The sequence below is a fragment of the Bacillus infantis NRRL B-14911 genome (genome assembly GCF_000473245.1).
Lineage (GTDB): Bacteria > Bacillota > Bacilli > Bacillales > Cytobacillaceae > Bacillus_AB > Bacillus_AB infantis.
In genome coordinates this window covers 1,136,951-1,151,220 of the sequence record NC_022524.1, presented here as the reverse complement: position 1 = coordinate 1,151,220, position 14,270 = coordinate 1,136,951, and the positions used below count along the sequence as shown (strand labels likewise).

15 protein-coding genes and 1 riboswitch are annotated in these 14,270 nt (G+C 45.8%); of the genes, 5 read left to right on the top strand and 10 right to left on the bottom strand.

Features of this window, described 5'->3' with window-relative positions; translation table 11 throughout:
• Window position 1: 1 nt before the first annotated feature.
• Window positions 2–103, bottom strand: a riboswitch (purine riboswitch).
• A 199-nt stretch (window positions 104–302) separates the two neighbouring features.
• Window positions 303–617, top strand: coding sequence for a DUF948 domain-containing protein (locus N288_RS06020; protein ID WP_022543543.1), 315 nt, complete (start codon window positions 303–305; stop codon window positions 615–617).
• Window positions 618–658: 41 nt separating this feature from the next.
• Here N288_RS06020 and N288_RS06015 read toward each other — a convergent pair whose 3' ends face one another.
• The 5 genes from N288_RS06015 to N288_RS05995 form a co-directional block, all read right to left on the bottom strand.
• Window positions 659–1,519, bottom strand: a complete 861-nt coding sequence (locus tag N288_RS06015; RefSeq protein ID WP_009795102.1) for a YihY/virulence factor BrkB family protein — start codon at window positions 1,517–1,519, stop codon at window positions 659–661.
• A gap of 283 nt (window positions 1,520–1,802) precedes the next feature.
• On the bottom strand, window positions 1,803–4,133 hold the full coding sequence (locus N288_RS06010) for an immune inhibitor A domain-containing protein (protein ID WP_083783132.1): 2,331 nt from the start codon (window positions 4,131–4,133) through the stop codon (window positions 1,803–1,805).
• 291 nt (window positions 4,134–4,424) lie between these two features.
• On the bottom strand, window positions 4,425–5,636 hold the full coding sequence (locus N288_RS06005; protein ID WP_009795100.1) for an MFS transporter: 1,212 nt from the start codon (window positions 5,634–5,636) through the stop codon (window positions 4,425–4,427).
• A 156-nt stretch (window positions 5,637–5,792) separates the two neighbouring features.
• Window positions 5,793–6,959: an ABC transporter permease gene (locus tag N288_RS06000; protein ID WP_009795099.1), complete on the bottom strand. Its 1,167-nt coding sequence runs from the start codon at window positions 6,957–6,959 to the stop codon at window positions 5,793–5,795.
• Window positions 6,949–7,698, bottom strand: coding sequence for an ATP-binding cassette domain-containing protein (locus N288_RS05995; RefSeq protein WP_022543542.1), 750 nt, complete (start codon window positions 7,696–7,698; stop codon window positions 6,949–6,951). The genes N288_RS06000 and N288_RS05995 overlap by 11 nt, the downstream gene beginning before the upstream one ends.
• A 165-nt stretch (window positions 7,699–7,863) precedes the next feature.
• Between N288_RS05995 and N288_RS05990 the strand changes: the two genes are divergently transcribed.
• Entirely contained in the window at window positions 7,864–8,565 is a 702-nt protein-coding gene (locus N288_RS05990) for a LytR/AlgR family response regulator transcription factor (protein WP_009795097.1), read from the top strand.
• A gap of 42 nt (window positions 8,566–8,607) precedes the next feature.
• Window positions 8,608–9,600 (top strand): sensor histidine kinase, encoded by a 993-nt coding sequence (locus tag N288_RS05985; protein WP_022543541.1) that lies wholly within the window; start codon window positions 8,608–8,610, stop codon window positions 9,598–9,600.
• Between the two features lie 176 nt (window positions 9,601–9,776).
• On the opposite strand, the gene N288_RS05980 is transcribed toward N288_RS05985, so the two are convergent.
• The 5 genes from N288_RS05980 to N288_RS05955 all read right to left on the bottom strand — a co-directional run bounded on the left by N288_RS05980 (window position 9,777) and on the right by N288_RS05955 (window position 12,544).
• Window positions 9,777–10,145, bottom strand: a complete 369-nt coding sequence (locus N288_RS05980) for a rhodanese-like domain-containing protein (protein WP_009795094.1) — start codon at window positions 10,143–10,145, stop codon at window positions 9,777–9,779.
• A 263-nt stretch (window positions 10,146–10,408) separates the two neighbouring features.
• On the bottom strand, window positions 10,409–10,738 hold the full coding sequence (locus N288_RS24600) for a four-helix bundle copper-binding protein (RefSeq protein WP_009795092.1): 330 nt from the start codon (window positions 10,736–10,738) through the stop codon (window positions 10,409–10,411).
• Window positions 10,739–10,828: 90 nt separating this feature from the next.
• The gene (locus N288_RS05965; RefSeq protein WP_009795091.1) at window positions 10,829–11,167 is read right to left on the bottom strand and encodes a hypothetical protein; all 339 of its coding nucleotides are present in this window, start codon (window positions 11,165–11,167) and stop codon (window positions 10,829–10,831) included.
• Between the two features lie 71 nt (window positions 11,168–11,238).
• Entirely contained in the window at window positions 11,239–11,853 is a 615-nt protein-coding gene (locus tag N288_RS05960; protein WP_009795090.1) for a serine/threonine protein kinase, read from the bottom strand.
• Window positions 11,854–12,226: 373 nt separating this feature from the next.
• Entirely contained in the window at window positions 12,227–12,544 is a 318-nt protein-coding gene (locus tag N288_RS05955) for a YckD family protein (RefSeq protein WP_009795089.1), read from the bottom strand.
• Between the two features lie 201 nt (window positions 12,545–12,745).
• Between N288_RS05955 and N288_RS05950 the strand changes: the two genes are divergently transcribed.
• Together N288_RS05950 and N288_RS05945 are read left to right on the top strand one after the other, a co-directional pair.
• Entirely contained in the window at window positions 12,746–13,054 is a 309-nt protein-coding gene (locus N288_RS05950) for a PadR family transcriptional regulator (protein ID WP_009795088.1), read from the top strand.
• Between the two features lie 23 nt (window positions 13,055–13,077).
• A complete protein-coding gene (locus N288_RS05945) occupies window positions 13,078–14,268 on the top strand; it encodes a chromate transporter (RefSeq protein WP_022543538.1) in 1,191 nt (396 codons plus the stop codon).
• The last annotated feature ends 2 nt before the right edge of the window (window positions 14,269–14,270 follow it).

Below are 14,270 nucleotides of genomic sequence, written 5' to 3'. Positions count from 1 at the left end.
TACGGGGAAAAGCTTAACCTGTAGACAAGCCATTTACGGCAGCTTGGTAGAAACGTCCAGACCTTATTTCCGGACATATACAGTAATAAATATTTTATGAATATAATGTTGCCATTCTAACAAGCAGAATCCGCAAGCGTCAATTTAAAAATAAATTCAGACTACTGATATCGTTTTCGGGGCCTGCACCGTCCCGTGGTTGAATTTTACAGAACGGCAGTGCATATTCACTGTTAAACCCTGAGCAGAATGGGTATTAAAGTGATAAGGACTAAATTTATAAAGAAAGGAAGGTGCAGAATTTGATCATCGTCTACATCAGTTTAGCCATTTTTGCCGGAGCCCTTATTTATCTCGGCATCAGCGCCTTTAAAATTTATAAGGATTCCAAGCCCGCTATCCAAAACCTGACAGAGACTGCTGCAAGGCTGCAGAAACAGACTGAGAATATTAAAACTCAGACAACTGAGCTCACGGCTCACCAAAAGGAAATTCAGCAGGATATCCAGGCGAAAAAGGAAAAAGTCAACCATGTTGTTGTACAGGCAAAACAAACTCCAAAGCTGTTTAAAAAGCTTTGGACGAAACGCATCCCTTATGTGAACAAGTTTAATTAATCCATAAAAAAAGGAACCTCCAGGGTTCCTTTTTTTATGCTTCAGTTGAAGGAAGCGGCAGCCTTCTTCTTTGCCCGTACTGTAGGGCTTACGCGCTCCCGGTGATAGATAGCATTGATTTCTCCGCCTACCACAAGGGTAAGACCCGTCAGATAGAACCAGAGCATAAGCACGATGACTCCCCCTAGGCTTCCATAAGTACCTGAGTAATTGGCAAAATTGCCAATATAGATGGAAAGTCCAAGGGAGATCAGCTGCCAGATGACGGTTGCTGCAACCGCCCCCGGTATAACATGCTTGAAAGGATAATGCTTATTCGGCGCCAGCTTGTAGAGGACAGAAAGTACAGCCGCTATGACGATTATGGCGACAACCCATCTCAGAACCGAAAACAGGATTTGCATTTCATCCGGGATATTGATGAAAGATTGGACAAGATCCAAAATTACATTTCCGAATACCGGGAGAACCAAGGCAACGATCAGTGAAAAAATAAGGCCGAGTGTAAGGCCGATCGAAATGAGTCTTGCCTTGATGAAGGAACGGGTCTCCTCGACGTCAAATGCCTGATTCATCGCCCGTATGAAAGCCTGCATCCCGTTGGATGCCGACCATAATGTACCAATAATACCGAAAGTCAGCAGGCCGCCGCTTGGCTGTGTCACTATGTTCACGACATTTTCTTCAAACACAGCTGCGGTTTCGGAAGGCATGACGGTCTGCAGAAAGGAAATGGCCTTTTGCGGATCAATATTCAGATAAGGAACGATGGACAGCAGCAGAATGAGGATCGGGAATATGGAGAGCATATAATAATATGCCTGTTCAGCTGCGAGTCCTGTTGCCCTGTCATCTTTTATTTCCTTTCCAAGTTTTTTTAAATACGCTATCATTTTTTTCATTTGTGATTCATCAACTCCTGCCAGCCCGCTTAAATGGGGATTATGATTTATTGTCCTTTTCCCTCTAATGCCGGCCGCTAACCGCCTTATTTTATATTCCAGTGTATTACCAGAAATACTCTGGAGGGAACCCGCTATGCCTCCCTCTGCAAAAAACTGCAGGCCATGCGCACCTGCAGTATACTACTGAATTCACTATTCCGCGTGTTAGCTGTACAAATTTCATAAGTTCCTTAATAACAAAAAAAAATCCAGCCTGGCTTCAGGCTGGATTCAAAAATGATTATTTAAAGATCAGGACCTTTCCGACTGTTCCGTCAGCACTTTCTCCTGTAACACGGAATTTCAGCCCTTTCTGAGGCACCTTCCGCCCCACATCTACGAGCCCTGGATTGCTGTAGTCAGCGCTGTCGTCGAATAACGGCGTTTGTTTTGTCTGGTTGTCCTTCAGGCTTAGCCCCTGGTTTAAATACTCTATCAGCATTTTACTTGATTTGTTCAGGCTGAAGGCTGCATCATGCATCTGCATGCGGTTGTTGGCAACTGAACCGTCGTTCCACTTCAATGCATGCTGATCTGCATCCACAACGCCGAGATACCCCTCGCCTGGATGAATGCCAGTCCAGTTATCTGTGAATGAATCATCGACATACCATACGACAAGGCCTTTATCATAGCTGATCAGGCTGTCGCCGCGGCGCACATGGGCAAGTCCTGCATCCACTCCATTATGAGATCTCCATTCGAGAAGATAGTAATGGTCTGAATAAAATTTCCCTTGGTCTTTAGTGAATCCTTCCAGCGAAAATGCAGATTCTCCTTCTGCATCATCCTTCAGGACTTCCTTTCCATCGGCTGTTATAAGGATATCGTCTGCATAGAAACCTGGCATTGTGGCAGCAACATCTGTGTAGTAATGGAATTTAACCTCAATTTTCTTTCCTGCAAATGCAGACAGGTCAAAGCTGCCATCCTTCCAGCCATTTGAATTCCCTGTAATCCCAAAGCCCGGATTTTGGTTATTCGGGTCTGTATCTGTTGTAAGATTGCCCTGAATGGATACCCATTCCTCAGTCCCCTGCTCACGGACCTGGACAGAAGCGTAGTCCCAATCTTCTTCAATGTCATACCAGGCCTTGAAGGAAAGCTCAGCCTCCGAAGCGCCGGTAAGATCGATTGAAGCTGTCATTGAGTTATTCAGCTCGTCGCCGCTGCCGCTGAAATACTCATATGAACCGCTCGCTGGTGTATTGACGATATTTTCTTTCTGCGGAAGATCGATTCTGACCGCATCATTATTATTTCCTTTCGTTACAGCCTCATCAAGAAGAACTTCCACACCTTTAGAATTTACATCCTCCGAGGAAATGGTCGCACCAGACAGCCAGTTGCCCCCATGCCAATTCTGAAGCATCAGTTTTGCGTAGGCACTGAATCCTGTAGGCTCTGTTCCAGGAACATCTCCTGCCCAGCTTCCGCTCGACATGATTGACCAGTAGGCTACTGGCTCTCCCTGCCCTGTATATTGTGTGTCATACTCATCAGGCAAGCCGAGGTCATGTCCATATTCGTGAGCAAACACACCCGCTGCCCCGTCCTCAGGTTCAATCGTGTAGTCCCAGGCTCCCAATACGCCGCCCCAGCGGTCGCTGTCGGATTTAGCTCCTTTAACCGCTACCGGGCCTGATCCAAGTTTTGAACGGTGAGACCAGATGGCATCCCCGCCAAGCGATCCTCCGCCTGCTTCTTCTCCAACACCTGCATGGATGACCATAAGATGGTCGATAAGGCCGTCCGGTTCGTTATAAACGCCGTCCCCATCATAATCGTCACGGTCCCACTGATCATACTCAGTCAGGTTCACATTCGGATCCTGAGCCGCTTTATTCAATGCCTCCATTACAAGGCTTCTGGCGGCTTTATCATTACCGTCCGGTGCCGGCACATTCTCGCCGTAATATTTAGCAGGGTGATCGGCTGTATACCAGCCGGCAACCTTTCCATCCACGGTATAGCTTCCGCCGGACTGCTGTTCATAGTACTGCTTCATGGATACGAGGTTCTGGCCTGAAGGCCCTTCATAGCCTTCCTCTCCGAAGATCATATCCTGGAAATGTTCTAAAGGATAATCTTCATAGAACATGTCTGATTCTTCTTTGGTAATCGAGCTGTGCTTATAATCCGAGAACTCGATGGCAAGGACAAGAACTTTATCTTCTCTTGTATCCCCTTCATAATTTTCCTTTTGTACAGGATCAACATGCGCTTTTTTAGCTTGTCCAAGCTTGTTGCCCTTGCCGTTTTTCAAACCGTTTCCTGATTTGCCTTTTTCCTGCTGTTCAGAAACATCCAGCTCTTTTCCTACTTTGCCGGCAGGGACCTTAGCTGCATTCTCTGCTTTGGCCTTCAGGAATTTTTTTAGTGCCTTATCAGCTTCTGAATGGGTAGCGTTGTTCGAAATCTTTCCCTGCTTTTTCAAAAGCTCTATTAATCTTTCATCATTGGCGATGCCTAAATCTGCCTGCGCTCCTGCATATGGGCTGGATACAGCATTATAAGCCTGAGCTTTTTGGACTGGTGCAAAGGCACCGGCTGAAAATACGCTCAGCCCCATGGCTGCAGCCAATACAGCAGAAGCAGCTTTCTTTCTTCTTTTCAATGTGATAGCCCCCTCTAATTATTCTGACAAATCTAGAAGTCGAAATTGTCTAATAACGAGTATACTTTTATTTCGAGGCTCGAACAATGAATCATTCGCACTATTATTTATATATTCATATAATTTAAAATACCTAGTTTCCCCTAAAAATATAAGAAATAATTGGATGATTAATAAGTTTCGTTGATTGGTAAATTATTCTAATATTATTCTAAAACCAAAATAAAACTCCCCTGAAAGGAGAGTCTAATGGTTGTTCGCTAATTCAGGGTTCCGGTTCATCGCTGCTATGAGAAGCACGCCGCTTATCAGCAATAAAAAGCTTGTGACATAAAAGACAGACGAAAACCCGAAATATCCGGAAAGGAAGCCGCCAAGAACCGGCCCGATAATATTCCCGAGAAAGCGGAGGCTTGTATTATATCCCAGCACCTCCCCCTGCATGCTGACAGGTGCTTCCTGGCGTATATAGGCAATCCTGACAGGGATGATTCCGCCAATGGCAATGCCCAGGAGGAACCGGATGACCACGAGCTGCCAGATATTCGTTACAAAGGCTCCTGGCAGATAAACGATAGCCGCCATGAACAGCAGAAATACCAGCACTTTCAGATACCCGGACTGATCACCGATCTTCCCCCATTTTCTTGCCATGAGCAGGTTTCCAAGACCAGCGGCTGAGAAGGCAATTCCCGAGAAGAAAGCAATGTTCTCATGGCCGTGAAGCTCATTCACATACAATGATAGTATCGGCTGGATGCTGAAGTGCGCAATCTGAATGAGCATGCTGATAAAGAGTACAGTCAAAAGGACCGGATTTGCCGCTATATGCTTGATGACCTCTTTGCTGGAATAGCTCGTTTTCGAACCCTTTTTGAGGTCAACCTTGAATTCCTTCGTAAAAATAACGAGAACTGCTGAGATAAAAATGGAAATCGAGGTCCACTGAAAGGTTGTCGCGTATCCGAGCGAGTCAGCAAGGACCCCACCGAGCATCGGGCCTAGCAGCGATCCGGTAATGCTTCCTGTCTGCAGGGTGCCGAGGACCCTTCCTGCAATCCGCTGCGGCGTCTGGGTAGAAATGAACGCCTGGGAAAGGGAAATAAAGCCTGTAAACATCCCCATAAACAATCGAAGCATGAAAAGCTGCCATACACTGGTGACATATCCCATCATAAAGATAGAGACAGCCATGCCAAAACCGGAGATAAGCAGGATTTTTTTTCGCCCGTATTTATCCCCGATCCTTCCCCAAATCGGCGAAAAGAGAAAAGCAGTCACAAAAGTGATTGCAAATGTCCATCCTGACCATTGCTGGACATATTCCTCTGAAAAGTCCCCGAAGGTTTCTATATATAAAGAGATAAATGGCAAAACCATTGTCATGCTGGCTGCCACAAAAAAGTTGGCAAACCACATAATCATTAAATTTCTCTTTGCTGCCTGTTCCTGATTCATCCACTCCACTTCTTTCGTCTTTTGAATATTTCGCTATACTAAATATTATCATACCGAAATAATCTGATATTGGAAACAGATTTTCATATTATTTTCCACAATGCCTGAAAAACAAACAAAAGGCGCTGCAGCTGCAGCGCCCTTTCTGTAACTATATCAGTTCAGCACCCATTTATCTTTAAGGAATAATGAGCGGGAGATGATGAATACAAGGACAATGGAGATAGCCGTACTTGCAAGCGTCAGAAGGATATTCTCCATATTGACACTCCCGTGGAGCAGTTCATTGATCAGCGCATGGATGTTCACAAACGGGATCAGAAAATGTTTCATAGTCAATTCATTGATGCCTACGCCGCTCAGGAATAGAGTCGGCACAATTGCAAGCATCATGATCGGTGAAATATAATTCTGCGCTTCCTTTACCGTCTTCGCAATGATGCTGACGACCATTTGCAGGGCACCCATGAACAAGGCGAACAGCAGGGTGATCACAATTGTCACAGCGATAATCGTGAACGTATTGTCCCCAAACTCCAGGGCAGCCTTGAGTTTTTCGGTCAGGAAAATGGTTTCCAGTACAATTGCGGCTACTGATACAATGCCTGCAATCATGCCGATTGTGGAGATTGCGAGCCATTTGGCAAACAGAAGCTTGATCCTGCTGACCGGTGTCATCAGCAATGCCTCCATTGTCTTTCTGTCTTTCTCTCCTGCAAATAAATCTGAAGCAGCAGGATATGCACCGGATGCGATTGCAATCGTAATGACCATTGGCAGGAAGCCCGCAAGTATTCCGACAGAAGCAGCATTTTCATCTTCATTATTGATTTCAGTTACCTGAACAACGATCGGTTGAGTAACTTGTGGATCCAACCCTGCAGCTGTCAGCCTTTCCGAAACCAGTGTATCGCTGTACGCATTCAAAGCCCCTTCCAGCTGTGACATCACATAAGCAGAGTTCTGGCTGAGAGAGTCACCTTTAATGACTGCGGTACCCGGCTCCCCGCCTTCCGGATTTTCAAAGAATTGGCCGCTGAATTCAATGGCTGCATGAGCCTTCCCATCTTTTACAGCCTTCCCGGGGTTGGCATACTCACTCACCTCAAGGTTAGGAATGCCTGACACAAGCTCCTTAACTTCTTCGCCTGCAGTATCGCTGATGGCTAGGGTATAGGTTTCTGAACCATCATCAGACATCATTTTCTCATAAAATAAGGTAAGGCCCGTCAGCAGAAGGATCGGGAGCAGGACGCTCAAAAGTAATGTCCTCCGGTCCCTCAAGATATCCTTCATTTCTTTTATATAAATATTACGAAGCATAATCGTTCCCCCTCACCAATTTTGATTCAAAAATATAATTCAGATCTGAGCTTCCCTCTTCACGGTATAGATCCTCGAGTCCGCCCTTATAGACCATTTCACCTTTATGAATCATGACTACTGAGTCGCAGAGCATCTTCACTTCCTCCATAATGTGGCTGGAAAAGATGATTGTTTTCCCCTGCCTTTTAAGTGAGCTGACAAGCTGCCTGAATACATTTGAAGAAGTGATATCAAGGCCGGTTGTCGGTTCATCAAACAAAATGATTTCCGGGTCATGGATAAGGGTCCTCGCAATGGCAACCTTTTGCCTCATCCCTTTGGAGAATCCCCCTACCTTCCTGTTCAGATAGTCTTTCATGCCGAACATCACTGCAAGCTCATCGATTCTGACCTTTGTTTCATGGCGTCCAAGGCCGTAAAGAGATGCAAAATACTCAAGATTTTCCCTGGCCGTAAGGCGGTCATATAATCCGGTTTCCCCGCCAAACAGAACGCCCATACGCTTCTTTACCTCATCTGGCTGTTTAACGGTATCAAAGCCGCCGACTGAAACGGCACCCTCTGTCGGCGTGTACAGTGTGGCAATCGTCCTCAGTAGTGTTGTTTTCCCTGCCCCATTTTCTCCGAGGAGGCCAACCACCTGGCCTTCCCTGACTGAAAATGATATATGCTTCAATGCAGTTACATGCACCTTTTTATCTTTGAATCTTTTCGTTACTTCCTTTATCTCGATCATCTTTTTTGCTCCTTTCCTGCTCTCTTTGTAGCTTAATCTTACCTGTCTGATCGCATCACCGCTTCGATTCTGTCGCGAAAATGCCATTTCATGTCGTGAAAAGGATGTTTTCTGTCCAATAGATGGTAAAATAGATACGTAATTTAATTGACGAGAGGCGAAACTATGATAAGAGTGGGATTGGTGGATGACCGGCCGATTGATTTAGACAAGCTGTACGGAGTTATATCCAAGATGGAAGGGACAGAAATTGTGTTTTCAACCACCTCTGCAGAAGAGGCTTATGAAAGGGTCAAAAGGGAAGAAATTGACCTCCTGATTGCCGATATTGAAATGCCTGGCCTTTCAGGATACGAACTGGCCGATATTATCCATACGTATGCCCTCAATATTGCCGTCATTTTCGTGACTGGCACGAGCGGCTACGCGGTCCATGCCTTTGAACTGAATGTCCATGATTATATTATGAAGCCATTCACAAAAGACAGGCTTGAAAAAGCCGTCCTCCGATATATTGAAAAAAACCGGACACCGGAAATTTCCGGCCGGCTGTTTCTCAGGCAAAAAAGCGATATTCATATCATCCAGAAAAAAGATATTATCTTTATTGAGCGTTCCGGCCGATCAACCACCATACATACAAAGCAGGAACAAATTAAAACATACCAAACGCTGAATGAGCTTGAAGGCGAGCTCCGTGAAAGAGATTTTATCCGCTCGCACCGTTCATTCATTATCAATATCCATTATGTAAAGAACTTTTCTTTGTACGCCAAAAACTCCTATGTTGTTTTTTTTGATGGGACAACAGAGAAGGCAATGATTACAAAAGAGAAGATAGATTTTTTGCAGGATCACTATTTTTAACAGGCTATGCCTTTATTTTAGTTGAAAAGGGGAAGATGGATTTTGCGCTCTCAGATAAACAGCTCAGCGCCTGCCCTCCTGTATTCGGTGCTATTATCCGCTGCCGGAGCCGGCTGCTTTATACTCCTGGCACCGCAGTGGAAGCCGTTGATGACAGGTGCATTGGCATTCATGATTTTTTCTGCCATCCTTTTCTTTTCGGTAAAACTGAACTCCTCCAGCTTCCACCCAGCCCTTGGAGCGTTATTTTTGGTTTTTCAGCTGCTAGTCCTTCTGGCTGCAGTCCTGTCCGGCTCAAAGGCTGCTATTGCAGCTGCAGCAGGAGCAGCAGTGCTGGCAGAAACAGCCAGATGGTACAGCGGGAAGATCATTTTATCATCAGGTGCACGCCTCAAAGAAAAGGAGATGGAGGTGCGGCAGCTCAATGATACCTATCTCGCTGTTCGCAAGCAGCGGCATGATTTCCTGAAGCATGTCTCGGCTGTCCAATATATGCTGGATAAAGGGCAATTCAGCGAAGCAAAAGCGTATTTCGGGGGGCTCTTGTCCGGATATGAAGAAGTGAATCTGGCCATCAAAGGGGAAAACGGCCCTGTTGCCGGTGTGCTGCATCATATGCAGAAAAAGGCCTCGGCAGAAGGCATAAGCATCCATTACGACCTGGAGCTTCCCCTGTCTTCTCTCCCCATGAAAGATGAGGATATTGCGGCATTAGCGGGCAATATCCTGTCCAACAGCATTGAGGCTGCAGCTGACTATAAAGCTTCCGGCTTTGATGATGCATACGCAAGGCTCCAGTTTTACAAAAGAAGCGGACTTATGATTTTGACCTGCTCCAATAGTACGCTGCCTGTCCCACAGTCCATCATAGACTCCTTGTTTGAAAGATTCGGCATGTCTACTAAGGAGGGGGACCATGAAGGGCTTGGCACAAAAATCATTAAAGATATTGTCCTTTCCTACAATGGCTTCCTGGATTATACCCATAAAGGACAATCTTTTGAAGTTAAAATAAAGATTCCGCACATCTCCTAGCCTGAACTAAAACGCAAGCTTCTTGATCACCCTTTAGGCATGCAGACTAAGTACGCGGTGTCCTGTGCCAGCGTCTGCATACACCACATCCTTTTTGGGCCTCAAGACGAAGACTTATATTTTAAAAATACCCTAAACATAAAGATATCCCCCCATTCTCACAGTGGGGGGATTCTTTAATATTTATGGCAGCAGGCCAGCGCCTTCCCGCCACATTTTTTATTGGACAAAGTGAATCCGGCCACTTGAAAGCCATTTTTTTGAAGCAGACGGACTCCCATATTCCGCTCCAGCGGGGAGGCGCAGATAAGATGGATCTTTCTTGCAGGGATATCGTCAAGATTTCGGACAATATAAGGGACAGGAAGATTTACAGCACCCGGAATCCGTTCTTCATAGCCCTCATTGTAATCCCTGATATCAAGGATCACATGGTCCCCGGGGATTTCATCCACCCTGCGGCACGGCACCTTGAGGACTGGAATATAACGATTATAGAAAGGAACCGCTAGCAAAAACAAGAAAACGATCAGCATATATATCATCTTTTTTGTACCTCACTGAAGTTGGTGATATTTCCCTTAGTTTCACATTAGATTGGTGTATCGGCACTTCGATCATATACGCCTTCAGGTATAAAATCAACTCAAATGTCTGCAGCTGCCTGTACTTTTTTCTTCATGAAAAAAGCCGGTTCAGCCCGGCTTTTTCAGATGATCTTAAGATCTGTTTTTTTACACTTCAAATGCCTGTTCCAGGCTCAGCCGGCATTTTGCCCGGAGGCCGGAAAACAGTTTGCACATTCCTTTTACGCTGCCATGCTGCGGCAGATTTCAGCACATTTTAAGCAGGCATCTGCGCATCTCTGGCAATGCTCATGATCGTGCTTTTTGCACTCTTCTCCGCATGCCTCGCAAATATCAGCGCAGACAGCGCAGATCTGTTTTGCAAATGGGCTGTCAGATTGCATTGCCTTAGCCGCAAACGCGCAAAAATCGGCACACTCCCTGTCAAGCCTGATGCAGCGGGCCATCATCTTTACATCCTCTTCCTTCAGACAGGCATCAAAGCACATATTGCATGCATCCATACATTCAAGACAGGCCTGTATACATTCTTCATAAACTGAGTTTTCCAATTGAATCCCTCCATTCTCTTTTCTACTCTGTTACCACTTTAAAAAGAAATAAAACAAACAGGCAGCCAAATTCCGGCTGCCTGGATGTTATCAGCGTCTGTTCAGTTCTTCCTCGGATAAGATGCCCATGCTCTTTACATGCGCCCTTGCTTCTTCATCTCCAAGCTGGTAGATCAGTGCATATGCCTGTTCAATCGTGGCATCATATTCATCATTCTGAGGATCTTTATGATATTCAAGGAAAGGAATATGTGAGCGTACGAATGTTTTTAAATCCGCATCATAGTTGATATTTAAATATTTTGCCAGCTGGTGGATTTCCTCGTCATCTGCAAAGACCCTGAATTGCCAGTCCTCTCCTTCTGCTTTTCCCGGATGGATTTGGCCATTCTCGATATCAATATAATAATCTTTCTTCTCTTCCATCATCTCAACTCCTGGCTTTTTTTATGCCTTTACCACACAGTAAGCTATGGCTAAACCAGAGTTGCCCATTCCCGTCAGCAGCTGCGCCGCTTCAATAACCTTTTATACACATAAGCTGCCCCATTTAATACAGGTTCGGGGAACCTTTTTGGAAACAATGGCTTGAAATAGAACTTGCAGAAAAAATATTTCAGGTCTTCCCATTGCCTGCAGAAGCTGGCCTGCCTGAATCTTGCCACATCAATCAGCATGATTTCCCCAGCTGACGTTTTAAATAAATTCCTGAGGTGGATGTCAGAAGGATTCAGCCCTTTAGCACGGGCAAGCTCCAGCGCTGCATCCACTCTTGCAATATCGTCCGGTGTGATCTTGGTTCCGTTTGTAAGGCATTCAAAAAAGGTTTGACCTTCAATATAGTCAATGACAATATAGTTATCCCCTTTTTCATGCAGGCGCGGATAAAATACGCCTCCTTCGAGCTGCCCATAAATCTCAGCCTCTTCCAGGGCAATGTGGCTGAAAGCAGGGGCAAATACCTTGAGTGCCTTTTCTGTCCCGGCAATCTTGAAAACAGCTGCACTTCTGCCCGTTCCAGCATGAAGGAGGGCTTCGTCTTTTTGTATATATCTGATTGGATTTTCGGCAATAAGGACGCTTTCAGCGAGCCTTTTATACTTTTTCTGCGGCATAGAAGTTCCTCCTCCTGTTTTACAGACTCTGCAAAATGGCAGAGCCTGCCCCCTCCTAGTAAAGATGTATTCCCGAACTTCTCTCAATAGTCTAGCTGATGCTAATAACCAGACAGCATCCTTCAAACGACAAAAAAGGCATCATGACCTTTTGCCTGGTCATAATGCCTCAATAATCAAAAGAGACCCATACCAAACAAACGTGGTAAAGGTCTCGCAAACAATTCGAAGATTGCCAGCATAGCCGGGGCTATTGCCCGTATTGACGACTGTGCTTATCTGCTACTCCCCTTTTAAAAAAGGAAATCAATTTATATAGATTTATTTTACAAAAGAAGGCTGTTTAAGTCAAACAGCCTCCACAAGCCATCTATTAATGGCAATGCGGGCAGTGCTTACGATTCAGCCAGTGGGGCATGAAGCCTTCTTCTTTCATTTTTTCGTGCCTTTTTTCCAGATGCTTCACCATTTCCTGTGCCTGGTCAGCAGTGATTGCCCCAAAGTCTGCATATTTCATGATGACCTTTTTCCTCGCCTCCAGGACATCTGCCTGAAGAGCCTCAATTTCCTTTACCTGCTCCTCTGTCAGCTGTTTGCGCTGTCCGCTGTCCGTACCTTCTGCCTGTACCATTCCAGCAGCCTGTCCAAGAAAAAGTGCGCATAGAAGCACGATGCTAAGCTTTTTTAACATGATCTTCACTCCTTTTTTATGTTTCGTTTATTTTTACCTCAAATAACAAATCTATGAATGGAAAAAATTAGAGTGAATCTTTCATTTCTCTTTCTTTTTGTAAAGATTATGTAAAGGTACTTAAATTCCATTCAGATATTGTTATACTACCGTTATCGAAATCCGATATTGAACTTCGATATAACGATAGGGGGCTGGGAAGTGGAAGATAAAATTCTGCGCAAATTATTCTTGGGCTTTATCCAGATCCACATCCTCCACCATGCATTGGAAGAACCGATCTATGGAGCATGGATGCTGGAAGAGCTGAAAGAGCATGGCTACTCGATAAGCTCTGGCACATTGTATCCCATTCTTCACGGGATGGAATCAGATGGCCTGCTTATGAAGGAAAACCGGAATGTGGATGGTAAAATCCGGAAGTACTATACAGCTACTCCAAAAGGGCAGACGGTTTTGGAAGAAGCCAGGAAAAAGGCTTATGAGCTTTTTAAAGAAATCAAAGATTGATTAACGGAAGGAGAGACGAAAAGATGAATACAGAAAGTAAATATACCATTCATACTTTTATTGAGATACTGCTAGTTTCGGCCAAGCTTGGCCTGACATCATTTGGCGGTCCTATTGCCCACTTGGGCTATTTTCATGAAGAGTATGTAAGACGGCGGAAGTGGATGGATGAGCAAAGCTATGCTGATCTTGTAGCTCTTTGCCAGTTCCTGCCCGGCCCTGCAAGCAGCCAGGTAGGCATGGGAATCGGCTTTGCCAGAGGTGGCCTGATTGGCGGTTTTCTTGCCTTCTTAGGCTTTACCCTCCCTTCCGTTGTAGCGCTGATTCTTTTTGCACTTCTCATGGATGGCCTGGACGCAGCCAATTCCGGGTGGATCCATGGTTTGAAAATTGTAGCCACTGCTGTGGTGGCGCATGCCATCATGGGAATGGCGTCAAAGCTTGCACCTGATCTGAAAAGGAAGGCCATCGTCCTTCTTGCCCTGACAGCAGCCCTTTTGTGGCAAACTGCCATTTCGCAGATTTCGATTATCTTAGCCGCGGGAATTGCCGGTTTTGTCCTTTATAGAAACCACTCACAGGAAAAAAAGGCACCAATGCCATTTCCGATTTCAAAAAAGACAGGCGCAGCGGCACTGGCATTATTTTTCGGCCTGCTCATCATCCTTCCGGTTCTTCGGGAAGCCACTTCCTTAAACTGGATTGCGATGTTTGACAGCTTTTACCGCTCCGGTTCACTCGTATTTGGCGGCGGTCATGTTGTACTTCCCCTCCTTGAACGGGAGTTTGTGCCGGGCGGCTGGCTGACTGAAGAAGCCTTTCTTGCCGGATATGGCGCTGCCCAGGCGGTGCCGGGCCCGCTCTTCACCTTTGCTTCCTATATCGGAGCCGTAATCAGCGGCTGGCAGGGGGGTCTCCTGGCGACTGCCGCTATATTCCTCCCCGCCTTTTTATTGATTGCCGGCGCGCTGCCATTCTGGGCCAGGCTGCGCAGCAACCCAAAGGCTGCCAGTGTCTTGATGGGGGTCAATGCAGCAGTGGTAGGCATTCTGATTGCTGCCTTTTACAATCCAATCTGGACAAGCTCCATCCTGGCGCCGGCAGACTTCGCATTCGCAAGCATCCTTTTTGCCATGCTTGCCTACTGGAAGCTGCCTCCATGGATCGTCGTACTAACCGGGGCAGCCGGCGGTGCTTTATTAAGGCTTCTCTAGAT

Excerpts from the sequence above, each read along its gene's own strand:
- N288_RS06015 (WP_009795102.1), bottom strand. The coding sequence starts at position 1,519 with ATGAAAAAAATGATAGCGTATTTAAAAAAACTTGGAAAGGAAATAAAA.
- N288_RS06010 (WP_083783132.1), bottom strand. The coding sequence starts at position 4,133 with ATGGGGCTGAGCGTATTTTCAGCCGGTGCCTTTGCACCAGTCCAAAAA.
- N288_RS06005 (WP_009795100.1), bottom strand. The coding sequence starts at position 5,636 with ATGAATCAGGAACAGGCAGCAAAGAGAAATTTAATGATTATGTGGTTT.
- N288_RS06000 (WP_009795099.1), bottom strand. The coding sequence starts at position 6,959 with ATGCTTCGTAATATTTATATAAAAGAAATGAAGGATATCTTGAGGGAC.
- N288_RS05995 (WP_022543542.1), bottom strand. The coding sequence starts at position 7,698 with ATGATCGAGATAAAGGAAGTAACGAAAAGATTCAAAGATAAAAAGGTG.
- N288_RS05990 (WP_009795097.1), top strand. The coding sequence starts at position 7,864 with ATGATAAGAGTGGGATTGGTGGATGACCGGCCGATTGATTTAGACAAG.
- N288_RS05980 (WP_009795094.1), bottom strand. The coding sequence starts at position 10,145 with ATGATATATATGCTGATCGTTTTCTTGTTTTTGCTAGCGGTTCCTTTC.
- N288_RS05965 (WP_009795091.1), bottom strand. The coding sequence starts at position 11,167 with ATGATGGAAGAGAAGAAAGATTATTATATTGATATCGAGAATGGCCAA.
- N288_RS05960 (WP_009795090.1), bottom strand. The coding sequence starts at position 11,853 with ATGCCGCAGAAAAAGTATAAAAGGCTCGCTGAAAGCGTCCTTATTGCC.
- N288_RS05955 (WP_009795089.1), bottom strand. The coding sequence starts at position 12,544 with ATGTTAAAAAAGCTTAGCATCGTGCTTCTATGCGCACTTTTTCTTGGA.
- N288_RS05945 (WP_022543538.1), top strand. The coding sequence starts at position 13,078 with ATGAATACAGAAAGTAAATATACCATTCATACTTTTATTGAGATACTG.